The sequence below is a fragment of the Paenibacillus sp. FSL K6-0276 genome, assembly GCF_037977235.1.
Lineage (GTDB): Bacteria > Bacillota > Bacilli > Paenibacillales > Paenibacillaceae > Paenibacillus_AQ.
Map to the genome: position 1 here is coordinate 5,295,951 of NZ_CP150276.1, position 24,463 is coordinate 5,320,413.

The window sequence follows — 24,463 nt, forward strand, 5'->3', positions numbered from 1 at the left end:
GGGAAGGAATTGCCGATCGCTCACAGAGCGAATGCCTTCCATCCTTGCCATCCTCCTTTTTTGTTCGTAGTATGTTCGTAATTCGTTCGCATGTTTTACCTTAAAAATGATATGATTATTCTAGTAAAAAGAGGTGGGATTTCATGGCAACGATTACAGCTAAAATCCAAATCTATGTTCCACGAGCAGATGCAGAAAACCTGAAAATAACAGCAAGCACTTATCGTAGAACATGCAACTGGTTAAGTGAAAAAGTCTTTCACACGAAAGAGCTTAATCAGAGCAAACTGAATAACCTCTACTACTATGAGATTCGTGGTATTTTCGGTCTGAAGAGTCAGATGGCACAATCTGCAATGAAAACCGTGATTGCAAAATACAAAGCAGCGAAGTCAAACGGCCATCCTTGGACACAAATTGAATTTAAACGGCCGGAGTACGATCTTGTATGGAACCGTGACTATTCTCTCCATCAAGATTTGTTTTCAGTCAACACACTGGGCGGTCGTTTGAAATTTAGGTTTGAGAAGAAAGCCATGACGCGATACTTTGATGCCACTTGGACATTTGGTACAGCTAAACTCATACATAAATCGGGCAAATGGTTCTTACATATCCCAATGACTAAAGAATTCGCTGAATTAGATCTGTCGGATGTAAATCATGTTGTCGGTGTTGATCTTGGCATTAACTTCTTAGCAACCACTTATGATAGCCGTGGGAAGACGGCTTTTTACAGTGGGCGAGAAGTAAAACACAAGCGAGGACAATACAAGGCTTTACGCAAACAGCTTCAAGTGAAACAAACATCCGCTTCTCGTAAGAGAATCAAAGCCGTAGGTTCAAGAGAAAACCGTTATGTAACTGATGTAAATCATCAAGTAACAAAGGCACTCGTTGAACAATATCCGCTAGGAACTTGTTTTGTCCTTGAAGACTTATCAAGTGTGCGTCATGCAACGGAAAGAGTACGCGTAAAAGACAGATATGTGCAAGTCTCTTGGGCCTTCTATCAATTTCGTCAAATGCTCGAATACAAAGCTGGACTCAATGGACAAAAAGTAATGACAGGATACACTTCGCAAACCTGCCCTAAATGTGGGCATCGAGAAAAAAATAATCGCAACAAGAAGCTGCACATATTCTGTTGTAAGCAGTGCCACTACACATCAAACGATGACCGTATTGGTGCCATGAACCTACACCGAACAGGCCTTGAAGCCATCCGTATCGGTGCCACACCAGCATGACTGCTGTGGCAAGGGCGAAGTCAACCGTCCTACGAGTTGCATGACTCGGATATTCCCTCAAGTTAAGGTAGGAGCACCTCGTGCGTTCGCACTACTGGAGAGGAATAAGTGTAAACAGCAACAATGAGTATTGGTGTTGGGGCTTGTAACAAACCTACACAAGCTCTCACTTCAAGCTTAAGACCCTTAGGGTTAGCTAAGTGAGAGTAGTTGACTACACATATCCCTTCATATATAAAATTCATGCTTTTGCTTCAATCAATTACACTGGGGTTATCATCAAATCGGTGCTCTGCTCATTGTTCATACCCCTTCATTTCTGAATGAATAGCTATCTTAGGTCTAGCTCCAGTTCGCTTCAAGTGAAAGCATCCTCTAAAGTATAACAAAACAAGGCAGTCATTATCTACAAAAAAGCTTTTGCAGCAAAATATCTCCCAATTCAGATCTACATAATGTTCACCAGTTCTATAGCTCAACAAGAAAAACGCCTGACGGCGTCCTTGGAGGTAGAGTTACAAGCTGAGTACATCCGTTCCATACTCGTATCCATATGCACCTTCGTAGTGAGGTTCCGCTTACGGACCGTATTGCATTTATTCCCTAATAACAAGCCCATTACGGGTGATTCAGGGCGGATAACAGCGCTGGCTCGTTTACGTTACTGGCGGCACAATGTAATCGGTTTTTCGCATACATTTGTCCGTAAGCACGACTAAAACATGCATTTCGGAGGATAAGGTCCGCTCGGTCCATCCCAAAGAGGTGTGTGTTAATTGAAAACAGGGCTCCCCATGGCCACCCGTTGAATATAGGCTCCTCCCTTGAATTCGTTTCACATTTCTCCGCAGTCTCTTATAGTAATATAGTTGTATTTCCTACACTTATATGAAGTATTAGCATATTCAACAACCTTTAGTTGTATTTGATGCAATTAAAAATACAATTTGCTCGCTTTTCGGCCCTATACGGAGAATATAGTTGCAGAGAATACACTTAAAAGACTAATTTCCACCCAATATATGATTTTAATTGTACAAAGTGCAGTTATTTGAAAAATGCTCAAGTTCGCCCGAGCGGCATTTGGAGTTCAGAGTGGACTTGGGAGGCTGAGTGGCCTTGTTGGCCCAAGCGGCCTGGGGAGTCTGGGCGTCTGGATCTCAGCATTACAAAAAATCTCCCCGCATCCTCTGCAGGGAGATAGCATTAACTCAAAGTTTAGTTATTCTTCAGCCATACTACATTATCTTCTTCCTGACCGTTCACAGGCCACCAATGGAAACCATCCTGAGCGAGCAATTGATCCGCTTCAACCGGACCCCAAGTGCCAGCAGGATAAGAAGATAGGTCACTCGACTCTTCCTTCCAAGCCTTCGCAATACGATCCACGAACGACCATGCTGACGATACCTCATCCCAACGGGTGAAATAAGTGGAATCTCCGCGTGCCGCATCATGAAGCAAGCGCTCGTAAGCTTCTGGAGAATTGATTCCAACCAAGCAGCTCTGACAGAAGTCCATAGCGAGCGGTTGAATCTCAGACTCGGAACCCGGCTTCTTGGCATTAATCTTTACATAAATGCCTTCCATTGGGTTCACACGGATAACAAGCAGGTTAGGCTCCAGCGTATGCTTTTGTCCCAAATAAACATTGGTTGGCATTCCCTTGAACTCAACTACCACTTCCGTTGTTTTCACCGGCAGACGTTTACCTGTACGAATATAGAAAGGAACTCCAGCCCAGCGGAAGTTATCTACAAATACACGGGCAGCAAAATACGTCTCAGTACTTGATTCAGGATCAACCTTATCTTCCTGACGATAAGCAGGAAGGGTCTTTCCATTGTGCAAGCCTTGAATATACTGTGCTCTCACGACATTCTCACGAACCTCGCCAGATGTACCATAAGGACGAAGTGAACGAAGTACCTTCACCTTCTCGTCACGAATATCTTCTGCAAGCAGACGACTTGGTGGTTCCATTGCGATCATAGTCAGCAGTTGCAATATATGATTCTGGCCCATATCCCGTAAGGCTCCAGCATGGTCATAATAACCACCACGCTCTTCAACACCTACGGTTTCGCCAAGTGTAATTTGAATATTGGCAATATGCTTATTATTCCAGAGCGGTTCAAAAAAAGCATTAGCAAATCGAATGACTTCGATATTCTGAACCATTTCTTTACCAAGATAATGATCGATCCGGTAGATCTCCTCTTCCTTGAATACCTCACGGATCTGCTCATTCAGCTGCTCAGCTGACTCCAGATTGTATCCAAAAGGCTTCTCGATTACGAGGCGATTCCATCCCGTGCCATCCAGCATGCCGCCAGCCTTAAGGTTGAACGAGACACTGCCGAACAATTCAGGTGCCAGCGCAAGATAGAACATCCGATTACCCGGAATTCTGAACTTCTCTTCAAGAACTTCTGTTTGAGCTCTTAATTCGCGGAAGCCATCAATATTGTTGATGTCTAGAGATTTGTATTCAAAATGCTGTACAAACTCGTTCCATTCACTCTCGTCTCCCGCTTTATATCGGCAGAATTCAAGGATGGATTCCTTCACATCACTTCTAAATTCTTCCTGAGTACGCGGGCGTCGCGCCACGCCAATTACCGCAAAATCATGTGCCAGCTTACCTTCACGGTACAAGCTGTAAATCGCCGGGAAAAGCTTACGCCGGGCTAAATCTCCGGTTGCCCCAAAGATAAAAAATACAGCACCGGGTGTGTGCAGTGCATCAAGGGTTTGATTTTCAGCCATGGCTCCTCATCTTTCTGTATGTAATATAGTTTATTGACATTTTCAGCGTCGTGTACTAAAACATGATGATTGACGACGTTATGTCATTTTAGCATATTCCTAAAAAGGATGCTATCACATTCCTGACAAATACTCTCGGGATTTCGCAATTTTCAATTAATATTTCTTATTATTAACTAAATCTCCGCTTAAAAAAGAGTAATTTGTCAGTATTCGATGGTTATTAAAGGAAAGCCTATGGTTATGCGATTCGTCCCCTGTTGATCTTCTTTATGCACTGCGATTTGTGCTGAAACCGAATGAATTCCGCTAACTATTGAACGTTTCAAATCAGGAATCGAATACGTACGGCTGACTGTTGCGACATCCTTATAGCTCTCTTTCTCACTTACAGTTTCAAATTGCTCTTTGAGTAACCCTTCCGTTTGAGAAAACACTTCTTCAGGTCCTCCCTGCTTTTCAGCGATTCCTTGAAGGGATACATTCCATTCTGCCTTGATGTTACTCTGTTCTAGCATTGTACTTACTTCATCGGCAATCACCTGAAAGCTGGCTTCATTCTGTAAATCAGCCGTATCTAACGTCACGATAACATAACTATTTCCTTCTTCAAGCTCGCTCCAAAATAAGGAAAGACGCGATTCATATGGTTTTGCCGCTGTTGAACGATAGGTCATACGCCCTTCTTCCTCTATACCTGATGGCACAGTCAATCCAAGACGGGCACAAAGCTTAGCCACTTCAACAGAAGGATCATTGTACCCACTGATTGCCCCTTGCCATTTTAAGACGATATGCAGTGGAGAATCGGATACCGTTGTCTTTTTTCCGAGATCTATTAAACTCATCAGAGAACCATTCAGTTCTGATGTTACAGAAGCTTGAGAAACAACCTCGTCAAGGGCGATTGATTTCGCTTTAACGCTTTGAAAGTTTACCAGTAGAGCTACAGTGCAGCACACGAATAATAATATAAAAAGAGTCCCTTTTTTTGTTCCGTTGTTCAACATTGTCTTCAGCATGATTCATTCTCCCTTTCGAGTCTCTCTAGCAATCTACTAGACAGTATGTTCCAATTAGGAGATTCTATACCTGAAATATCCCCACAAAGTGAGGTTTTATGCTTCGATGCGTACTCAGGTACTTTGCGGGGGCCCCAAAACATACTTTCTTACATTTTAAAAAAAAGGACTGAAGCAAGAGGCTTCAGTCCTTTGGTTTCTATTCAGCTAGTCCATTTTTATATGCATAAATTGCTGCTTGGGTCCGGTCTTCCACACCCAGCTTCGCGAGAATATTCGTCACATGAAATTTCACGGTCTTGATCCCAATTATTAGTTGATCAGCGATATCCTGATTCGATTTACCTTGCGCCAGCAGACGTAATACTTCCATCTCGCGCTCCGTAAGCTCTTTATAAGCAGGGGATTCACCCTTTGCATTGTTTCGAAAACGGTTCATCATTTTAGATGCCACCTGTGACTCGAGTACAGACTGCCCTCTTGCCGCTGCGCGTATTGCATCCGCCACTTCACTAGCTCGTGAGGTCTTTAGTAGATAACTGAACGCACCCGCTTCAATAACTGGATACATTTTTTCATCGTCCAGATAACTTGTTAACACAATGACTTTGATTTCGGGATACTGCTTCATTAGCTGTTTTGTTGTTTCAATCCCATCCATACCATCCATTACGAGATCCATCAGGACTACATCAGGATTGTACTCTTGTGCCAGGCGGATACCTTCTTCTCCACTTCCAGCTTCACCTACAACTTCAATTCCGTCCTCAGTACCCAGAACAGCAGCTAGTCCGATCCGTACCATTTCATGATCATCTACAAGTAATACCTTAATGGCTTCCTCCATCTCCATGGTCACTCTTTCCTCCTATTATTCATTGACTAATGGAACGGTAATTTCAATCCGCATTCCTTTACCCGGAGCAGTAATAAACTGAATGGAACCTCCGATTTCATTCATCCGCTCCTGCATGTTCGACAAACCGTAGGAAGTTTGTTTACTATCGTCCAATTCAAAGCCAATCCCATCATCACGCAGCGTCAAGCGAACCGTATCTCCTCGCCGATGCAGCTTGATTTCCATCTTTTCCGCTTTCGCATGACGAAGCGTATTGGAGATTGCCTCCTGTACAATTCGGAATAAGTGATTCTCTACCCCTTTTAGCAATTGCACATCAGGATCCATCTCGAATACAATTTCGATCGGAACCTTGACCTCAAGTTCCTTGATCAACTCCTGCAGACCCTGCGCTAATCCCTTACCTTCCAAATAAACAGGTCTCAAATGCAGTAGCAGTGCTCTCATCTCTGATTGAGCTACAGCAGACATTTCTTCTATAAGTGCAATTTGCCGCTGCGCCTTGTCAAAATCCTTCTCCAGTGTCCGACCTACAGCCGTGGCGGTCATGGAGATCGCGAACAGCTGCTGAGAGACGGCATCATGCAATTCACGCGCAAGCCGCTGACGCTCCTCCATAATAGCAGATACCCGCGCCTGCTCCGCGAGCTTCGCGTTATTCGTAGACAATCGTTGCAGCGTCGTCACTTGGTTTTCCCATTTACCGCTGATTCGGCCCAATTGTTCTCCGAGCCTTCCCAGCTCATCGTCTCCTAAGTCAGGCATAGATAGCGTCAAGTTCCCCTTCTCCCACAATACGAGAGTTTCCCTCAGGCGTTCCAACTTTCGCTTTACACGAAAGCTCTGATAGAAACCAAAGCCAACCCCGAACCCTATCGGTAGCAGAATTAGAGTAAATGCCGTGCGTAATCCAATCGCCCAGCTTTCAAAAGGCTTTAAATAGCCATATGTATACATGGTGTACAATATCACAAGCAGCATGACAAAAGAGAACAGAGCCCCCTCACCCATACTGCGTGACATCATGTTTTTGTTCTTTTTTTCCATACGGGGACCCTCCCTTCTGTATCAAACTAATCAGGATAATCGCACATCCAAATCTCCCATCAAATAAGAAACACTAAATTTCACCTTATATTCACTGCTATCGTAGTTAGGGGACTTCCAATTTAGACGGTTTAGCATACCTGTATCACGCCCATTACCGAATTCAATCGATCCAAAAAGCACAAAGGCCTCAATTTCTATACCATAATCCTCTGACAATTGAATGTCCATATCACCAAAGATCCCCTGAAATAGCATAACCGTTTCCTTTTGCTCCGCCATAGCCAGTGAAAGATCAAGATCGGCCTCTCCAAGGATATGCCATGAGCTGAGGCTATGCATCACCCAGGGTGAGCGATCCCAGTCAAATCTAGATGAAAAGTTCTGCTTCTGCATGAACCCTTCCTTACGCTGAACCCTTTTGGATTTAGTAAAAAACATTCCCAGTGAGATCAAGCAAATCCCCAGCACTAGCACAAGATGATCCAGCAAAAGCAACACAGCGCCAATTCCGAGCAGCTTATAACCCTGCTTCACTTTGCCTGACGTCGTGCGGTAGACCCCTAGGAGCAGGAATAGAAGCGCGACAATGGAGAAAAAGCCGAGCCATCTACCAAAAATCATCATGCAGCCAACACCGATCAGTCCGATGGCAATCAAACGGTTTCGTTTATCCATTTCGCACCTCCTTAAAGTTTAAGTTTTGCTTCGGAAAACTTTACTCATAAATATATTATAGCCAGCCGCTACAAAAGCCATATCGGTATGGAGATCCATACCGTATGGCTTCTTCTTGTCCAGCATATCATATCTACTTAAGTTTTAGGAACAGGATTTATTCTTCTTTTTTGTTTAAAGAAGGAGCAGCTGGTGTATCATTCAGCTTGCTTCTCAGCGCAGCTAGTTGCTCATCCACTTTCAGTTGTTTCTCAACATCGACTGGTTTAGTGTAAGCAGCGGATGGGCTGTAAGGTGCACGCATTACATCTGCTTCTGCTTCAAGCTGCATAATTTTCTCTTCCATCCGGTGGAATCCGAGTGACGCACTGCCACTTTCGATGGAATGTACGCTGCTGATTTGCGTCATTTGTTTCTTCGCTTTAGCCATTTGAGCGCGGGATACGAGCTCGTTACGCTTGTTGCGCAGCTTGTAGAATTCATCCTTCATATCATGCAGCTGCCCAACCAATTCCTTCGCTTGCACTTCGGCTTGAGCGTGAAGATCGCTGTATTCCGCTTGTTTTTGGTCGAAGTAGATTTTTTCCTCCAACAACTTGCGAGTCACTTCTTCTTGACCGTTTTTCAGTGCCAATTCAGCTTGCGCTCCACGCTGTGCGGACATTTTCGCTGCTTCTTCCACGCGTTGTTTCATGCGACGCTCGTTCGCCATTTGCTTGGCAACTGTAACTTCCGCTTCGTGAATTTCAGCCTCCATATCGCGCAGATATTGGTTTAGCATTACGATTGGGTCCTCTACCTTATCCAACAAGTCATTTACCGACGCCTTTGTCATATCTTTAATTCTTTGAAATACTCCCATGATTTACAATTCCCCTTTCTCATATTTAGACAGTTTTTGTTTGAGTTCTTCTACTTCTTTTTGCAGAGCCTTCTTCTCAATATCCTTCATCATCGCATCCAAACCGGAGTCCGGAGCGGAATATGCATTGTTCTTCTCAAAATTCGGATTGTAATTAGGCTGGCGTCCATAAGGTCCATGTCCACCATTGGCATGCGGTCCGTGTCCATGTTCCGGTCTACCTGAGTAAGTACCATCGAATGGGCCACCCGGTGCGCCAGGGCCTGGTCCGAAAGGATTATAATGCGTAGGCTCCTTCGGAATGACCAGCGCTGCAATGAAGTATACTGGAATCACGGCACCTCCTGTAAACGGAATGCTGACCAGTAACAGAATCCGGAATAGCGTGGAATCAATACCGAGTGTCTCAGATAATCCACCCGCAAGACCCGTCATCACTTTATCTCTGGTTGAACGATATAATCGACTCATAGCGCTACTCCTTTCCACCATTGTTCAGTTTCTCCTTTAGGCGAGCCATTTCTCTTTCGAGTACGGTTGCTACGGTCTCACCTGCTTGCACCGCATATTCCTGTCCCATGCGCCGTAAATCGCGCAGGCTCTTCGCTTCTAATTCCCAATCTGACATCCGATCTTCCAGACGTCCGAACATTTTGGGAACATCACCGCCGTTACCATAAGTACTGGCTCTTTGATTCATACGTTGCTGTAGTCTCAGCGACTCCATCCGTGCTGCATAATACTGACGTTTGCTGTACACCGTCTGATACTCTATTTTCAGCTCATTCAGCTGTCCTTCAAGTTCAAACAAGGATTGCTTACTTTGTTCAAGTAGCCCGCTGTACTGCTCCAATTTTTCCTCGTGAATAATTTTTTCTTGTAAAGCCAGCTTTGCGAGATGATCCTCGCCCGCTTTTAGCGCAAGTAGCGCCTGTTCCTCACGTTTGTTTCTCATGGCAGTCGCTTGGTTCACTTGCTGCTGCAATTGCTTCGTATGGGAAGCGTATTGCTGATACAATCTTTCAGCTTCACTGATTTCCTCACGGGTTGAATGTAGAAATTGATCAATTAGCTTCACAGGATCTTGGCTTTGCTCCAGACGTTCATTTAGATTAGCTACCGTAATATCCCTCATGCGACGAAAAACACTCATAATCTCCTGCTCCCTCCCTGCTTCTTGTTTAAGTACAATTCTTCTTAATAAGTACCATTTCTTCTACCCTTTAAAGCTGACACGCCCCATACGATCAACGCCACACCCAGAAGGGGTCCGATGATCCAGGAAAGCTTCGCGATCAAGCTCATGACACCAATGAACATTAATACCCAACCGATAATCTTGCGTCCACTCTTAATCCCATAGTACCCGAGAACAACCAGCAATACTGGGAACAGTAGTCGGAAAATACCGTGAATCAGAGGAAGCGCTAAACCGAGCAGCATTACCGCACCAATCACAATCAGTACAACCGCCAATCCGTTTCCTTGTCTTCTTTGCATTATTTTCTCACCGCCTTTCGTTGTCCTTAACCTTATAGCCTTATTCTAGAGCAATTCTCAGACTTTCAAAACAGACCAACGACGGTTTTTGGTACTGGACCTTAGTCGAGGTAGGTGTGCGACTGCAGACCATTACAGGGCTAGTTGCAAGAGATAACCAACCTATCCACATATAAATTGGGTACGAACCCATCAAAAATTGAACGGACATCACCCTAAATGGATGATGTACGTTTGTATTATCCTTATCCCAAAACTAACTATTTTATATAAAACAAATCGTTTACTATGTTATTTTTGAGGACTACACTAACTATTTATTCTAGAAGACTACATTTAATATACAGTAAACATTTTTAATGATTATAAGGAAAAACTCTACTTTCAAGTGCCTACTAAATAAATTCTCACTTTCGAATAAATCCCAAAAATGTATAATGATCAAATAAGAAACAAAGGAGAATTACCATGAACATACTGATCGTTGAAGACGACCGTAGCTTAAACAAAGGAATCGCTCTTACTCTTTCTCAAAACGATGTGGTGATCCATCAAGCCTATGACATTGCTGCGGCGGAAAATATTGTTGCAGTTCACCCTATCGATCTCATCATTCTGGACATCAATTTGCCGGACGGGAGTGGGCTAGATTATTGCGAACAACTTCGCAAGACCTCACGTGTACCCATTATTTTTCTAACCGCGAATGATATGGAGTCCGACATTATTACCGGCTTTGGATTGGGAGGCGATGACTATATCACCAAACCGTTCAGCCTGATGGTTCTACGTGCCAGAGTAATGGCACTGCTCAGGAGGACGGACTCGCAAGGCGCTGGCAAAATAACACTGGGTCCGTTAGAACTCGATTTTGAGAAGTTGGAGTACTGCAAACATAAACAGCCGCTCCAGCTGAGCAAAACCGAGCAAAAACTGCTGCGGCTGCTGGTGACGAATACGGGCAACATTCTGACCAGAGAGCAGCTGATAGACAAGATCTGGAGCCAGGATGCTGAATTCGTAGATGAAAACGCATTGACTGTAGCCATCAAACGGCTGCGTGCTAAACTTGAGGACGACCCGGCAGCGCCTAAATATATTAAGACCATCTACGGACTGGGATACATGTGGACTGAAGGACAAAAGCCATGAATAAAAATGGAGTCCCTCCCCATTTCAAGCAAGTACATAGGCTCTTTCTGCTGATCATCATTGTCCTCGTGGCCTGCTTTATCGGTAGAATAATGTTTCTGTACGGGTTCGACCCCACTCTGCTCCAACTCACTTCGTTATTCATCATCTGTCTATTAGCAACAGGAGCCGTATGGGTATGGTTATGGAACCGCCAGATCGCAAACTATATGCAGACCTTGGATACAGCGATTGAGCGGGCTATGCATGACCAGCCACCACTCACTAACTATGAAGAAACAGCTCTGTCTTCGATGGAACATAAACTAAAACGCTACATAGGGATTGCTAAGACGAATGAGCGGAATCTTCAGACGGAGAAAAACAAAATAAAAGAGCTGTTATCGGATATCTCCCATCAAACCAAGACACCTCTCTCTAATATCATGGTATTCAGTCAATTGCTGGAGGAGATGCCCGGACTAAATGAGAATGTCCGATACTACGTGCAGCATATTCAAACGCAGTCGGATAAGTTGGATTGGCTAATCCAGTCTCTAATCAAATTATCACGGCTGGAAACAGGAATGATCTCCCTGCAGCAGTTTGAAGCGAAACCGCTCATTCAGACTCTGACGAAGGCATTATCCCAGGTGTATACCCAAGCGGAAAGCAAACAAATTACCATTAATATTGACTGTAGGTCACACATCGTAGCCAGCCACGATGTTAAATGGACAAGTGAAGCACTATTCAACCTGCTGGAGAATGCTGTGAAATATACACCGCATAGCGGACAAATTTCCATTCTTGCTGAAAGCAATGAGATGTTTACCTGTATTCACATTACCGATACTGGGCTTGGAATCCCCAGCGAAGAAATCCATCACATCTTTAAGCGGTTCTACCGGGGGAAGCAGGCGCGTGAATTCGAGGGGGTCGGCATCGGGTTATTTTTGTCCAAAGAGATTATCACGGCGCAGGGTGGTCATATCAAAGTCAGTTCTGAAGCCGGAAAAGGTACAACATTCTCCGTTTTCTTGCCCCAGCGATAAAATAGAATGTGTCATTATGGTCAGAATTCAGACATTCTCCTGTCAGATTGATTTGTTACCCTTAGATTATGGACAAAACGATCTTATTGGAGGGGAAAAGTTATGCCTATTTTACAGACTGAAAATTTAAAAAAACACTATGGAAAGATCGGCTCTGGTGTTAAGGCTCTGGACGGTGTATCACTGGCGGTGGAAAAAGGCGAGTTTGTCGCTATCGTCGGTACTAGCGGCAGCGGTAAAAGCACTCTTCTTCATATGCTAGGTGGATTGGATCGGGCAACTGAGGGCAAGGTTTACGTGGACGGGAACGATATTTTTGCGATGAGTGACGAGAAGCTGACCATTTTTCGGCGCAGATCGGTGGGGTTTGTTTTTCAGAACTATAATTTGGTGCCCATATTAAATGTGCGGGAGAATATTGTACTGCCTATTGAGCTGGACGGTGGCAAAATAGATGAGGCTTATCTTGATCTGATCATCCGCACCTTGGGCTTGCAGGAAAAAGTGAATACTCTACCTTCTAATCTGTCTGGTGGGCAGCAGCAGCGGGTGGCGATTGCCAGAGCATTGGCAACCAAGCCATCAATTATCTTGGCGGATGAGCCCACAGGTAATCTGGATAGTAAAACAAGCCAGGAAGTACTGATTCTGCTGAAGCAGATGAGTGAGAAATTCTACCAAACTATCGTGATGATCACGCACAATGAACAAATTGCTCAAACTGCTGACCGCATTATCCGTATTGAAGATGGCATCATTTTCACTGGTCAACCCCGCAGCTCCGAAGTGAGCCAGCCATGATCAGTACGAATAATCGCAAGACCATTGCTGCTTTAGCCAAAAAAAGCCTCAAAGCCAACCGGGCTCGCAATTTTACTATCATCTGTGCCATTGTACTGACTACCGTTTTGATCACCGCCGTGTTTACCATGGCGCTCAGTATTAACAAATCGATGCAACACGCACAAATGCAGACTACCGGTAGCGATTATCATGGAAGCTTCAAATATCTGAATCCTGCCGAGTTGGAGAAGCTGAAGAATCATCCATCCATCAAAGAATATGGCGTTTTCCTTAAGGTTGGCGATATAAGCACCAGTCTGTTCAAGAATAACCGCGTAGAGGTACTTCGTGTTGACGAGAATTATGTCAAACATGGATTTATCAACTTTATAGCTGGTGGTTTGCCTTCCCGTGTGGATGAAATCGTCCTAAATACTTGGGCGCTTGACATGCTTGGAGCAAAACATGAGTTAGGCCAGATTGTGAAGCTGGATATAGACACGGGTGAAAAAGTCATAAGCCAAGACTTTAAGATCTCCGGATTTTACGAAACCGATCAAAATTTAGCAATGTCAGGATTGGCTTTTGTATCAGAAGCTTTCACACAGAAGAACATTTCCCAAATTGATCCGGACCTCTCTGAAGCAACGGGTTCTTATGTGAACACCTCAGATTTGGCGGTGATGTTTAATAATTCTTATAATATTGAAAAGAAGGTACAAAAGATTTTGGCGGACACCGGCCTGGATGTGCCCTATGGTGTAAATCCTGCTTATACGAGTGTCTCTCTCTCTGAAAATCTAGTGAATATCATTCCTTATGCAGTTGTCATTCTAATCACAATGCTGAGCGGCTATTTGCTGATTTACAATATCTTTTTTATTTCCGTCGTGCGGGATGTGAAATTTTATGGACTGCTAAAGACCATCGGCACCACACCTCGACAACTGAAAAAAATCATCTCCATTCAGGCTCGCTCACTTTATCTCGTCGCGCTGCCCTTTGGATTAGGGTTTGGATATCTGCTAGGCTTACTGGTTCTCCCCATGGCCAACTCAATCTCAAGCAATACTTCCGGTAATGTCTATTCTGCTAGCCCGTGGATATTTATTGGCGCAGCAGCATTCTCGTTTATGACAGTATGGATCGCCGCAAGCAAACCGGGTCGGATGGCCTCGCGAACCTCGCCAGTAGAGGCTGTAAAATTTGCTGGAGTCAGCAGCATCGGAAAACGGAAAACCAAGAAATCAAAACATGGAGCAAAACTTCACAACATGGCGTTCTCCAACCTGCTCAGAAGCAAAAAAAAGCTGATCTTGATGCTCTCTTCGCTCTCCTTGAGTATCATCTTATTCAGCACCATTTTTACAGTAATCTCCTCTTTGGATGTGAATAAATATCTGCGTGCTTTTATCTCCGGAGATTTTGTGGTTCAGAATGAAGTGTTAGTCAGTATTAGAGGAGCTCGAGACGGTGATCCTTATAAGCTTTCGGAGGAATTCGCCAACAATCTAAGTAAAATTGACGGTGTAGAAAGTGTAGATAAGGTTTACTACAGGTATGTTCCATATCCTGTCGATGATGCGGTCCGGGCTATTTTAGAGCCATCGGCCGCTGCTGCTGACCCACATCCTTATCTTCTCTCCACTCTAGATAAGGGGGGAATGATCTACATTAAACTATATGGATTAGATCCAGGTTGGTATGATCTTTTGGACAAGGATATTATCGAAGGTGAGTTTAACAGGCAGAAGTTTTCTTCAGGAAAATATGTGATCATAACCGAGGCCAATCTAATGGAAGAAGATAGCTACCGCTCCTATTATCATCCTGGAGATACAATCACTTTCGGGAAGTCGGGGAAGTCTTATGAGGTGATGGCGGTATTAAAAAATGATGCGGTATATGCTGCAACAACAAAAGCTTTCTCCGTGTTAGGCTATAATGCCTTCCTCCCTGCTCCGGAACTGCAGAAGGAAATACCGCAAGGCACCGATCCGGCCTATATCGTTTCAGCCACACTGCACGTCGATCCGACTAAGCTGGACCAGGTAGAACAAGCTGCCAAAGCTCTAACAGATTCGACAAATGAATTAACCTTGAAATCCAGGGAGGATTACAAGGAGGAGCTTGGCGGATTTATTCGCATTTTTCAAACCATAGGTTATAGTCTTAGTTTAGTCATTGCTCTCATCGGCGTGTTGAATTATGTTAATACCGTACTTACTGGAGTCATCTCCCGCAGAAATGAATTTGCCATGCTGGAGAGCATCGGCATGACCAAAAAGCAATTAAAACGTATGTTAATTTATGAAGGACTCTACAATGTGCTTTGTACTGTGCTCATAACGTCAACATTAGGTGTGCTGCTGACCTATAAGATTTCCAAAAGCATCACAGAAGTTATAGCCTTTACGGTATTCCGAATGAGCTGGTTGCCGTTTATCTTCACCGTTCCTGTTATGTTAATCATTGCTTTCGCAGTGACGCTGAGAGCATATAAAACAATATCCCAAGCAACAATTGTGGAACGGTTAAGAGAGATAGAGTAGCAGCACAGCAAGCAAAAACGCCTTCGGCGTCCCTAAAGGACGGTAAGCGTTTATGCGAGAAGTATAAGGATATTGTATAGCGTGAAACTTATACTTTCTATATTTTAAAATATCCCCTCAAAGTGTAGCTTTTCTTCGATGCGTACACATGTACTTTGTGGGGGCCCCAAATATATACTCTCTGATACGTTAAAAAAAGGGCAAGCCACCGCCAACGCGGCAGGACTTGCCCTTTTCTTATAATAATCAGTTATTTTTTATATTATTTAAAAGCAGGTAATGCGATATCCGCGTAATTATCTTCAAGGAATTTCTTCACTTCAGGACCGCTAATCCGTTTAGCTAGCTTCTGAATCGCGTCAGAGTCCTTGTTATCTTCACGCGCAACCAAGGTGATCGTGAATTCTGAATCTTTTCCTTCAGTAATCAGCGCATCTTTCTTTGGTGTTAATCCAAGCGGGCTAGCATAAGCCGGAGTCATGGCTACCAGATCGGCATCATCCAGCATACGAGCCAACATCAACAGATCTACTTCCTCAAACTTAAAGTTTTTTGGATTCTCAGTAATGTCTGCTTGTGTAGCTTGAATACCAACACCTTCTTTCAGCTTAATGAGGTCGGCAGCAGCGAACATTTGTAATGAACGACCGATATTCGAAGGATCATTAGCCATAACTAGCGTTGCACCTTCAGGAAGATCAGCTATATTCTTGTAACGCTTCGAGTACCCACCGTAAATAGCGTCATAAACAGGCTGTACCTCTACCAGATTAGAGCCTTTGCTTTCATTAAATTGCTTCATATAAGGAACGTGTTGGAAAAAGTTAGCGTCTACCTCTTTATTCGCCAAAGCCTCATTAGGCTGCACATTGTCAGACAGAACAACGATTTCAAGATCAATACCATCTTCCTTTAGAAGTGGCTTCACAATATCCAGAATTTCCGTCATTGGTGGAATCAAAGTAGCAATCTTTAATTTGGTTAGCTCATCGCTACCTTTTGCAGAATTGTTCTCGGCTGCTTTATTAGATCCACAACCCGCTACGACCAATACCATTAACATAAGCACAAGTATCATTGATTTTTTCATTACTACAACTAACCCCCAGTTTATATATTCAACCATTTTGTATTACATATATTTGAAGTACAGGATCAACGCTTATCTAACAGCCGTGAGATCGTCCCTCCTGTGAATTGAACCAACTGAACCAATACAATCATCACAATAATCGCATAGATCATCACTTCAGTCTCAAAACGCTGATATCCATAACGGATCGCAAAATCGCCAACCCCGCCCCCTCCAACAACCCCCATTACGGTCGAGTAAGAGATAAAACTAATGGTTGAGGTAGTAAGTCCGAGCACTAGACCCGAACGAGCCTCTACATATAGGAATTTAAAGATCAACCCCAGCTTCGAAGCTCCCATAGACAACGCCGCTTCTATGACTCCTTTAGGAACCTCCAGCAAAGACTGCTCCACCAGACGAGAGTAATAAGCTATGGCAACAATGGATAACGGAACCGTGGCTGCCATTGTTCCAATCGCAGTTCCGACAAGGAAACGAGTGACTGGAATGAGTGCAACGACAAGCAACAGGAATGGAAACGAACGGATAATATTTACGATGCTGTTGAGCACCAGTGACAATGTTTTATTCTCATAGAGCTGCCCTTTTCGGCAAAAAAACAACAATGTCCCGAGCGGAAGCCCCAGCAGCAGTGCGGCCCCAACAGAAATGCCGACCATTACAAAAGTTTCCCCGATCGATTCCCACATCTGTGCCTGATATTGAAGTACACTATCAAACATGAGTTTCCCCCGCTTTACCCAGAATTTGATCCCGGTACGAGCCGGTACGAACTGCAGCAGGTCGGAAATCACCATCTTCTCGAGAGAAGGAATCTACGATTTGACCATTTTCCATCACAGATACATGAGTGCATATGCTTTTGACAACATCCATCTCATGCGTAACAATCACTACCGTAACCCCAAGGCTTGAATTAATATGCTTCAGGACGTCCAGAATATCCGCAGTTGTTCCTGGGTCGAGTGAGGATGTTGGTTCGTCACATAGCAATAGTCCTGGACTATTCGAAAGCGCCCGGGCGATCGCTACACGTTGTCGTTGTCCTCCGCTTAACTGTGCGGGATATTGCTCTGCCTTATCAGCCAATCCGACAAAATCGAGACATTCCTTCACTCGCTTCATCCGTTCACGCTTCGGCACCCCTGCTAATTCCAGCGGAATCGAAATATTTCGTTTAACCGTGACGTTATTGACCAGATTAAATTGTTGGAAAATCATCCCAATCTTTTCCCTAGCTTTCCGTAGCTGTTTACTTGGCATTTCGGTTAAATGTTGCCCTTCTACGGTAACCGTCCCTTGATCCGGCTTTTCCAGCAGATTAATCAGTCTCAGCAGTGTAGATTTCCCTGCCCCGCTTTCACCAATAATACCGTGAATCGATCTCTTCTTAACCTCAAGCGATACATCATCAACCGCCTGATAAATACCGTCCTTCAGCTTGAATCCTTTACTCACCCGACTCAGCGATAGGATCGCAAACTCCCCCTTCCTTTCCAGATATACTGAAACCTTCTAAGACAAGGTTTGTACTATAATTATTTAAAAACTGTTTCACTAAAAATCTCTTTAAATAATAAGGCATTTTATGTTCTGTGTCATCATTTTTCTTGAAATGATATATCAGGAAATAATAGTGAAAGCATAAATCCCTTTATACCATGCTATTTTTATGTGTGTATCTCCCAATAAATTACTTTACTTAATCCCTCTTCAAATCAGGATTCTCCTGTTATCTAACTCCTAACCCCCTGTTACATCTATTTCAAGAACTAGGTCGCCACGAAAAAAAGGATGTCTAAGCTCGGTAGCTTAAGACATCCTTTAATTCTTTTCGTATTCCCTGATCTAAGACTTTCCGCCAAGCTCCCCACGAATCTTTAAGAAAACCTGATAGCTGCGCTCCGCGCATTCCGAAATCGCTATCGGATGAAATCCGGGAAGATCCGCATATAACGTATCATTGAGCGGTTCAATCCACGAAGCTGGCAACACACTTGCTCCAAGCTTCGCTCCCATAATAGAGCCCACAGTAGCCCCGTTGCAGTCTGTATCCATTCCTCCGTATACGGAAGTAACGACTGCCTTTTCGAAATCATTCCCGCCATAGACCAGCGAAGCAGCTACAAGAGCAGCATTATTATTGGTGTGCACCGCATCATAATGGCCGAATGTATCCCAAATCTTACTTACCAACTCTCGCTCACTCTTGGCTTTCTGCGCAATATCTATGCCTCGTAGAACGTCACTTGCCAGACGACTAGTACTAGGGACCTCACTAAGACCAATCTCAAGAATACGCTCGTTATCTTTTTCAGCAAAAGCTGCCGAAATCATCGCCGCATTAAACATCTCGCCATAGATCCCATTCTTCACATGTGAAAAAGAAGCGTCGCGCCAGCCTAACTCCGCCGCAAGCTCAGGATGGCCTGCCGCACCATAAGCCAGTCCATCTGCGCGTATAGCCGCACCGATCCACTCCCGGTACGGATTTAAGTGTATCCGTACTCTTTCCTGCCGCACCAGCCAATCCGCAGGCTTCTCCCCATGCAGATGAGACGTCTCCTGCGCAAAATTCATATACGACTGTGTCTCCGCCGTACACACCTGAGCGTATGTCAGATGTTTATGCCATAACTTCCCGATATCCCAAGAATCCCAGTCCAGCCCCTTCTGCTCCAGCAGCATAAGGCCCAGAACCGTATAACGAATATCATCATCACTTTCCATAAACTTAATAGTCTCTTGGGTACTAGCGTATGTCCATTCACTTAAGCCAAGACCATATTCTGCCTCTGCCCGTGAATGCCCAGGCGTATAGCCAGTAATTGGCCATGCATCGGCACCCCGGAACCACAGCTCAATATTCTCCCAGCCCGGACGTCCATCTTTACCGTATAAGTAGTCCCAATACTCTAGTGGTTTTCCGAGTGCGCAACCGACGCTTCTACCCAGCCAAGCTCCATAGAACTTGTCTCTCCACTCCGCTTCGCTCCATTCAGCATGCAGCTTGCGTGGACCTTCTGGACGTAGACGACGAATCTCCTCCAGTGAAGAAGGCTCTTCATAAGGAAAGTCCTCAGCAATGGTGAGCTCCATTAGCTCGTTGTATACTTGCATCAGCTTAATCTCGTCTTCTCCTGCAGCAGTTAGCTTTTCCGCGAAGCCATCGATCTGGCAGCCTTCTTCTCCACGTTGAACCAATTCAAACTGAACCGTCTCTTGAAGTCTCTCCCATCCTGCCATAAGTTACTTCCCTTCAGCCGCAAGCAGCAGTTCTTGATCAAGCTTTTCCAGTGAGTCAAAGATCAACTTCATAAACGCTTCCCGGTCTACTCCAACCAGCACTTCTACATTCGCTGGACGATCCGTCTTCTTCCTTTTGTCCGCAACCGTCATTCCCCGCGTCATCTTGCCTTCGGTCTCCACCGTTACATACAGATGCTCGGATTCAAACAGTTCTGGGTGCAGCAGCCAAGCAACAGCGCATGGATCATGTAGCGCACTGCCAACATAGCCCATTTTCTTCCCGTAAATCGAATAGAAATCTAGCAGCTCTCCGACCATAGTTGATACAGGACCACGCTCTTTCAATGCTACGATCTCATCTTCGAAAATTGCTGCCTTATCGGTCACATCCAGACCACTCATCGTGATCGGAATACCCGATTCAAATACGATACGAGCCGCTTCAGGATCTACATAGATATTAAACTCCGCAGTAGAGGTTACATTCCCATAAGAAATTCCGCCGCCCATCAGCGAAATCTTTTCAATTCTTTCCTTAATCTCTGGATAAGCTGTGATTAGCAGAGCGATATTTGTTAAGGGAGCCATCGGTACGAGTGTAATCTTCTCCTCCGAGGAACGGATGATATTCAGCATAAATTCTACAGCACCTTCTTCTACAGGCCGGAATTTACTTGGTGGCAATAGTGGGCCGTCCATGCCAGATTCACCATGCGCTTCCTCACCTGTAACAAGCTTGCCGAACAACGGACCAGCAGCCCCTTTGGCTACAGGAATTTCAGCATTCACAAAGCTGATTACCTTAAGTGCGTTTTCCGTGATTTTGTCCAGAATCTGATTTCCACCGACCGTTGTAATCCCGCGCAGATCCAGCTTCTCCGAATTTGCTATTGCAAGCAGGATAGCGATTGCGTCATCATGCCCTGGGTCGCAGTCAATAATAATAGGTGTTCGCATAGTAATTCACTCCTTAGTTGTATAGATCCTCGTTACTCCTATCGCTATTTCACTAGCGGACTTTTAAGCTTTTTGTTCTTTTTCCGTGTCTCAGATACGGCATAGATCACAAGTCCAATTACCGTTGCTACATAAGGAAGCGTCGCGATCAGTTCAGCAGGAATCTTCAGGACCTGTAGCGCATTCGATAACGCGTCTGCCGTACCAAATAATAGAGAGGTCAGCGCCGTACCCACTGTCGTACTTCTACCCATAGACTCTGCGGCAATCGCAATCCAGCCCCGACCAGCGATCATATCGCGGGTAAAGAGTGACAGGTAACCCATCGACATGTAAGCACCACCTAAACCAGCGAAAAATCCACTAAGCAGCAAAGCCATATACTGTATTTTCACAACACTTACACCCACGGATTGAGCCGCATGAGGATTTTCACCCACTGAACGAATGCGAAGACCAAGCGGTGTACGGTTTAAGAGATAGTAGACAACAAACACAGCAATGATAGATACATATGTCAAAATGTGATGCCCTGATAGAATAGGCCCAAGTACCGGAATATCCTTAAGCAAAGGAATCTCTACACTTGGTAGCACTTTACTCGCAAGAGAAGTAGAAGATCCCTTGTCTCCACTAAGTAGATAAAGAATAAACACGGTTCCCCCCGAAGCGAACATATTAATAGCTATGCCACCGAGAATGATATGTGTTTTGAATTTCAGTGTGAAAAAAGCTAATATTCCAGCGATCAATGTTCCAGACATCACAGCCCCAAGTAAACCTACCCACGCGCTATGCGTGTAGCTGCTTACAATGACACCAGCTAAAGCCGCGACAAGCATGATGCCTTCCATACCGATGTTGATGATTCCAGCCCTATTAGAGATTAGCGCTCCCAGTGCAGCGAATAGAATCGGTGTCGTCACTCGAAGGACAGAGAAGGCAAAGTCAGTCGTAAAAATCACATCAAACAAGCTGTTCACGCTTCCTTCGCCTCCTTCAAGAGCATCCGATTTTTCCAGAACTTCAGGAATTGCTCAGCCGAAATCAGAAGAATGATAATCGCCTGTATGATAGAAATCATCTCTGAAGGTACATCAGATAGACGTGCCATCATGTCGGCTCCGATCCGGATATACGCAAGGAACAATGCAGCACCGATTACGGATAGCGGATTATTCTTGGCTAACATCGCTACAAGGGCACCATCTAAGCCATAACCTGGTAACGAAGTCCATTGGAATCGGTTATACATCCCTAGCACTTCTACGGAACCACCCATCCCCGCGATAAAACCTGCAATCAAGTGAACCAGTATAATAACCTTCGCTGTCTTCATGCCTGAATAACGTGCAAAGTTCCGGTTGATGCCTGTCATTCTCAGCTCGTATCCCCATTTAGTCTTGTATAGGAATAAATGTGCTGCAATAATAAGCACGATCACGATGATCAGTCCGGTATGAATACGGGTGCCAGGTACCATCTTGCTCAGCAGTGCCGTTTTCTCGAATTTGTAGGATACATTGGCGAACGCTTTGGCATCACGTAAGTGATAGTTCAGTAGATATAAACCTACTCCAAACAAAATATTATTGAACATCAAGGATGTAACGAGCTCATTGGCATTCCATTTGGCTTTGAGGATCCCGGGTATTGCGGAGAGCAACGCACCTACAATAGAACCCGCAGCAATAGCTACTATCGGATGCAACCAGCCGTCCAGCGTCAAATGAATAGCCAACACGGAAGTTACAACACCGGAGAAATAGAAAATCCCTTCAGCTCCCAAGTTGAACATATTTGCCCGGAACAACAAGGAAACTGCTAGCCCTGTGAACATGAGCGGAATGGCCATCTCAATCACATTACCGATATGTCCTTTACTGGATAGCGGCTCAAATAGGAATATACCAATCGTCTTCACCGGCTGATTACTGACCAATGAGATGATCAGAAAAGCAATAGCGAGTGCAATTACGATTACTGCCGATGTTCGAATGTATTCAAAATATTTTACTTTAAACATGATTTACGGCCCTCCTGATTTGCTCCTCGTCCTGTCGATGAATCCCTAGCATATAAAGCCCTAATTCTTCTTCACTAACCTTAGAAGGCTCCTCGAAAAAGGCGACAATCTTTCCTTCATACATCACTAGTAGACTATCACTGATCTCTAAAATCTCATTTAAATCTGCTGACACTAGCAAAATGGCGCAATCGTCTGAGCGTAGCTCCAATAGCTTCTGATGTATGAACTGCGCCGCGCCTATATCCACACCCCGCGTCGGCTGCTCTGCTATAAGCAATTGCGGTTCAGTAGAACACTCTCTAGCTACGACAACCTTCTGCATGTTACCACCTGATAACATTCCTATTGGCTGAGAAGGTCCCGAACAGCGGACTTTAAATTCCTCTATAAGTGATACTGCAAGCTTGGCAATTCGTGATCCATTTAAAAAAGGACCTTTATTCATAGCTTTTGTACGATACTGAGTGGACAGCAGATTATCCGCTATACTCGCATCACTGGCTATCCCTTGATGCATCCGATCCTCTGGGATATAGGAAACGCCTAGCTTACGAATATCCAAAATATCCGATTCACGAATATCCTTTCCCTTCACTAGCACAGAGCCCTGGCTTGAGACCCCTCTTAGGCTACCCGTAAGAGCCTCAATGAGCTGTGTCTGCCCATTCCCTTCTACGCCAGCAATCCCGACAATCTGTCCCCCGCGTACCGCAAAGTTGATATCTGATAGCAACGCTTTGCCGTGTGCATCATTTACACCTAAACCCTGCACAGTGAGTACCGGCTCGCCAATAGACAGCATCTCCTTGTCATATTTCAACACGACATCTCTGCCCACCATGAGTCGCGAGATTTCTTGCTCCGTGACATCCTTCGTTTGGAAGACCCCTTCACTACGTCCACTACGCATAATCGTAATTCTGTCGCAGATCGCTTTAACTTCTTTCAACTTGTGTGATATAAAAACTATCGTATGACCCAGCTCTCTTAATTGTTTAAGCTCTCGGAACAGTTCCTCTGTTTCCTGTGGGGTCAACACCGCGGTCGGCTCATCCAGAACTAGGATTTTCGCTCCACGCAGCAGCGCCTTCAGAATCTCAACCTTTTGCTTCATACCAACAGTGAGATCCTCCACTTTTGCTTTAGGATCGACGGCTAGATTGTATTTCTTTGCAGTCTCTTCGGTCATGCGTACAGCTTCTGCATAATTGATGCCGACGCCTTTACGAGGCTCCATACCCAGCACCATGTTCTCTGCTACCGTAAAAGAAGGGACCAGCATAAAATGCTGGTGAACCATACCGATCCCTCTATCAATGGCATCCTGAGCGGATTGCAGCTTCACTTTTTCACCCTTGATATAGATTTCACCTTCACTAGGCTCTTCCATGCCGAACATAATCTTCATTAAAGTTGATTTACCAGCGCCGTTCTCGCCCGCAATCGCATGAATTTCTCCCTCACGTAAAGAAAAATGCACGTCTTTATTTGCAACGACGCCATTGGGATACACCTTGGTAATTCCTCGCATTTCCAGCAGAGCTTTGTTCATAGTCTCAACGCCTTTCGACTTGGAGGTCTGCAAAAATATACAGCTGGAATTCCTCTGACCTAGAAGAATCTC

22 protein-coding genes are annotated in these 24,463 nt (G+C 44.6%); 5 read left to right on the top strand and 17 right to left on the bottom strand.

The window, feature by feature from the left end; genetic code table 11:
- The first annotated feature begins 143 nt into the window (after positions 1-143).
- On the top strand, positions 144-1,250 hold the full coding sequence (locus MHH52_RS24870) for a transposase (RefSeq protein ID WP_340005020.1): 1,107 nt from the start codon (positions 144-146) through the stop codon (positions 1,248-1,250).
- Between the two features lie 1,218 nt (positions 1,251-2,468).
- On the opposite strand, the gene zwf is transcribed toward MHH52_RS24870, so the two are convergent.
- The 9 genes from zwf to MHH52_RS24915 form a co-directional block, all read right to left on the bottom strand.
- Complete coding sequence (zwf, locus tag MHH52_RS24875; RefSeq protein WP_313640655.1) at positions 2,469-4,019, bottom strand: glucose-6-phosphate dehydrogenase; 1,551 nt, start codon at positions 4,017-4,019, stop codon at positions 2,469-2,471.
- A gap of 206 nt (positions 4,020-4,225) precedes the next feature.
- On the bottom strand, positions 4,226-5,041 hold the full coding sequence (locus MHH52_RS24880; protein WP_340005022.1) for a YwmB family TATA-box binding protein: 816 nt from the start codon (positions 5,039-5,041) through the stop codon (positions 4,226-4,228).
- Between the two features lie 199 nt (positions 5,042-5,240).
- Positions 5,241-5,894, bottom strand: coding sequence for a response regulator transcription factor (locus MHH52_RS24885; protein WP_036685532.1), 654 nt, complete (start codon positions 5,892-5,894; stop codon positions 5,241-5,243).
- 18 nt (positions 5,895-5,912) lie between these two features.
- Complete coding sequence (locus MHH52_RS24890) at positions 5,913-6,947, bottom strand: sensor histidine kinase (RefSeq protein ID WP_340005024.1); 1,035 nt, start codon at positions 6,945-6,947, stop codon at positions 5,913-5,915.
- A 30-nt stretch (positions 6,948-6,977) separates the two neighbouring features.
- A complete protein-coding gene (gene liaF / locus MHH52_RS24895; protein ID WP_313640652.1) occupies positions 6,978-7,625 on the bottom strand; it encodes a cell wall-active antibiotics response protein LiaF in 648 nt (215 codons plus the stop codon).
- A gap of 157 nt (positions 7,626-7,782) precedes the next feature.
- A complete protein-coding gene (locus MHH52_RS24900) occupies positions 7,783-8,487 on the bottom strand; it encodes a PspA/IM30 family protein (protein ID WP_042191765.1) in 705 nt (234 codons plus the stop codon).
- 3 nt (positions 8,488-8,490) lie between these two features.
- On the bottom strand, positions 8,491-8,958 hold the full coding sequence (locus tag MHH52_RS24905) for a PspC domain-containing protein (RefSeq protein ID WP_340005027.1): 468 nt from the start codon (positions 8,956-8,958) through the stop codon (positions 8,491-8,493).
- Between the two features lie 4 nt (positions 8,959-8,962).
- Positions 8,963-9,640 (bottom strand): PspA/IM30 family protein, encoded by a 678-nt coding sequence (locus MHH52_RS24910; protein ID WP_313640651.1) that lies wholly within the window; start codon positions 9,638-9,640, stop codon positions 8,963-8,965.
- 44 nt (positions 9,641-9,684) lie between these two features.
- Positions 9,685-9,987: a hypothetical protein gene (locus tag MHH52_RS24915; protein ID WP_313640650.1), complete on the bottom strand. Its 303-nt coding sequence runs from the start codon at positions 9,985-9,987 to the stop codon at positions 9,685-9,687.
- 468 nt (positions 9,988-10,455) lie between these two features.
- Between MHH52_RS24915 and MHH52_RS24920 the strand changes: the two genes are divergently transcribed.
- The 4 genes from MHH52_RS24920 to MHH52_RS24935 all read left to right on the top strand — a co-directional run bounded on the left by MHH52_RS24920 (position 10,456) and on the right by MHH52_RS24935 (position 15,508).
- Entirely contained in the window at positions 10,456-11,139 is a 684-nt protein-coding gene (locus tag MHH52_RS24920; RefSeq protein ID WP_340005030.1) for a response regulator transcription factor, read from the top strand.
- Positions 11,136-12,173 carry a HAMP domain-containing sensor histidine kinase gene (locus tag MHH52_RS24925; RefSeq protein WP_340005032.1) on the top strand — a complete coding sequence of 346 codons (1,038 nt, stop codon included), beginning with the start codon at positions 11,136-11,138 and terminating at the stop codon, positions 12,171-12,173. The genes MHH52_RS24920 and MHH52_RS24925 overlap by 4 nt, the downstream gene beginning before the upstream one ends.
- 102 nt (positions 12,174-12,275) lie before the next feature.
- Positions 12,276-12,974, top strand: coding sequence for an ABC transporter ATP-binding protein (locus tag MHH52_RS24930; protein WP_340005034.1), 699 nt, complete (start codon positions 12,276-12,278; stop codon positions 12,972-12,974).
- On the top strand, positions 12,971-15,508 hold the full coding sequence (locus MHH52_RS24935) for an FtsX-like permease family protein (RefSeq protein ID WP_340005036.1): 2,538 nt from the start codon (positions 12,971-12,973) through the stop codon (positions 15,506-15,508). The genes MHH52_RS24930 and MHH52_RS24935 overlap by 4 nt, the downstream gene beginning before the upstream one ends.
- Before the next feature lie 262 nt (positions 15,509-15,770).
- Here the strand turns inward: MHH52_RS24935 and MHH52_RS24940 are convergent, their stop codons facing one another.
- The 8 genes from MHH52_RS24940 to MHH52_RS24975 all read right to left on the bottom strand — a co-directional run bounded on the left by MHH52_RS24940 (position 15,771) and on the right by MHH52_RS24975 (position 24,424).
- Positions 15,771-16,598: a MetQ/NlpA family ABC transporter substrate-binding protein gene (locus tag MHH52_RS24940; RefSeq protein WP_313640645.1), complete on the bottom strand. Its 828-nt coding sequence runs from the start codon at positions 16,596-16,598 to the stop codon at positions 15,771-15,773.
- 65 nt (positions 16,599-16,663) lie between these two features.
- Entirely contained in the window at positions 16,664-17,326 is a 663-nt protein-coding gene (locus tag MHH52_RS24945; RefSeq protein WP_313640644.1) for a methionine ABC transporter permease, read from the bottom strand.
- The gene (locus MHH52_RS24950) at positions 17,319-18,080 is read right to left on the bottom strand and encodes an ATP-binding cassette domain-containing protein (protein WP_340009822.1); all 762 of its coding nucleotides are present in this window, start codon (positions 18,078-18,080) and stop codon (positions 17,319-17,321) included. The genes MHH52_RS24945 and MHH52_RS24950 overlap by 8 nt, the downstream gene beginning before the upstream one ends.
- A gap of 372 nt (positions 18,081-18,452) precedes the next feature.
- The gene (locus MHH52_RS24955) at positions 18,453-19,850 is read right to left on the bottom strand and encodes an ADP-ribosylglycohydrolase family protein (protein WP_340005039.1); all 1,398 of its coding nucleotides are present in this window, start codon (positions 19,848-19,850) and stop codon (positions 18,453-18,455) included.
- Between the two features lie 3 nt (positions 19,851-19,853).
- A complete protein-coding gene (locus MHH52_RS24960; RefSeq protein ID WP_313640642.1) occupies positions 19,854-20,810 on the bottom strand; it encodes a nucleoside hydrolase in 957 nt (318 codons plus the stop codon).
- 44 nt (positions 20,811-20,854) lie between these two features.
- Positions 20,855-21,793 carry an ABC transporter permease gene (locus tag MHH52_RS24965; protein WP_313640641.1) on the bottom strand — a complete coding sequence of 313 codons (939 nt, stop codon included), beginning with the start codon at positions 21,791-21,793 and terminating at the stop codon, positions 20,855-20,857.
- Positions 21,790-22,836 (bottom strand): ABC transporter permease, encoded by a 1,047-nt coding sequence (locus tag MHH52_RS24970; RefSeq protein ID WP_042131006.1) that lies wholly within the window; start codon positions 22,834-22,836, stop codon positions 21,790-21,792. The genes MHH52_RS24965 and MHH52_RS24970 overlap by 4 nt, the downstream gene beginning before the upstream one ends.
- Positions 22,829-24,424 carry an ABC transporter ATP-binding protein gene (locus MHH52_RS24975; protein ID WP_340005042.1) on the bottom strand — a complete coding sequence of 532 codons (1,596 nt, stop codon included), beginning with the start codon at positions 24,422-24,424 and terminating at the stop codon, positions 22,829-22,831. The genes MHH52_RS24970 and MHH52_RS24975 overlap by 8 nt, the downstream gene beginning before the upstream one ends.
- Positions 24,425-24,463 lie beyond the last annotated feature (39 nt).

What these genes read in the sequence shown, in the direction of transcription:
- MHH52_RS24905 (WP_340005027.1), bottom strand. Translation starts at nt 8,958, where the DNA reads ATGAGTCGATTATATCGTTCAACCAGAGATAAAGTGATGACGGGTCTT.
- MHH52_RS24870 (WP_340005020.1), top strand. Translation starts at nt 144, where the DNA reads ATGGCAACGATTACAGCTAAAATCCAAATCTATGTTCCACGAGCAGAT.
- MHH52_RS24900 (WP_042191765.1), bottom strand. Translation starts at nt 8,487, where the DNA reads ATGGGAGTATTTCAAAGAATTAAAGATATGACAAAGGCGTCGGTAAAT.
- MHH52_RS24910 (WP_313640651.1), bottom strand. Translation starts at nt 9,640, where the DNA reads ATGAGTGTTTTTCGTCGCATGAGGGATATTACGGTAGCTAATCTAAAT.
- MHH52_RS24960 (WP_313640642.1), bottom strand. Translation starts at nt 20,810, where the DNA reads ATGCGAACACCTATTATTATTGACTGCGACCCAGGGCATGATGACGCA.
- MHH52_RS24915 (WP_313640650.1), bottom strand. Translation starts at nt 9,987, where the DNA reads ATGCAAAGAAGACAAGGAAACGGATTGGCGGTTGTACTGATTGTGATT.
- MHH52_RS24920 (WP_340005030.1), top strand. Translation starts at nt 10,456, where the DNA reads ATGAACATACTGATCGTTGAAGACGACCGTAGCTTAAACAAAGGAATC.
- MHH52_RS24925 (WP_340005032.1), top strand. Translation starts at nt 11,136, where the DNA reads ATGAATAAAAATGGAGTCCCTCCCCATTTCAAGCAAGTACATAGGCTC.
- MHH52_RS24940 (WP_313640645.1), bottom strand. Translation starts at nt 16,598, where the DNA reads ATGAAAAAATCAATGATACTTGTGCTTATGTTAATGGTATTGGTCGTA.
- MHH52_RS24890 (WP_340005024.1), bottom strand. Translation starts at nt 6,947, where the DNA reads ATGGAAAAAAAGAACAAAAACATGATGTCACGCAGTATGGGTGAGGGG.
- MHH52_RS24880 (WP_340005022.1), bottom strand. Translation starts at nt 5,041, where the DNA reads ATGCTGAAGACAATGTTGAACAACGGAACAAAAAAAGGGACTCTTTTT.
- liaF (WP_313640652.1), bottom strand. Translation starts at nt 7,625, where the DNA reads ATGGATAAACGAAACCGTTTGATTGCCATCGGACTGATCGGTGTTGGC.
- MHH52_RS24885 (WP_036685532.1), bottom strand. Translation starts at nt 5,894, where the DNA reads ATGGAGATGGAGGAAGCCATTAAGGTATTACTTGTAGATGATCATGAA.
- MHH52_RS24935 (WP_340005036.1), top strand. Translation starts at nt 12,971, where the DNA reads ATGATCAGTACGAATAATCGCAAGACCATTGCTGCTTTAGCCAAAAAA.
- MHH52_RS24970 (WP_042131006.1), bottom strand. Translation starts at nt 22,836, where the DNA reads ATGTTTAAAGTAAAATATTTTGAATACATTCGAACATCGGCAGTAATC.
- MHH52_RS24945 (WP_313640644.1), bottom strand. Translation starts at nt 17,326, where the DNA reads ATGTTTGATAGTGTACTTCAATATCAGGCACAGATGTGGGAATCGATC.
- MHH52_RS24930 (WP_340005034.1), top strand. Translation starts at nt 12,276, where the DNA reads ATGCCTATTTTACAGACTGAAAATTTAAAAAAACACTATGGAAAGATC.
- MHH52_RS24955 (WP_340005039.1), bottom strand. Translation starts at nt 19,850, where the DNA reads ATGGCAGGATGGGAGAGACTTCAAGAGACGGTTCAGTTTGAATTGGTT.
- zwf (WP_313640655.1), bottom strand. Translation starts at nt 4,019, where the DNA reads ATGGCTGAAAATCAAACCCTTGATGCACTGCACACACCCGGTGCTGTA.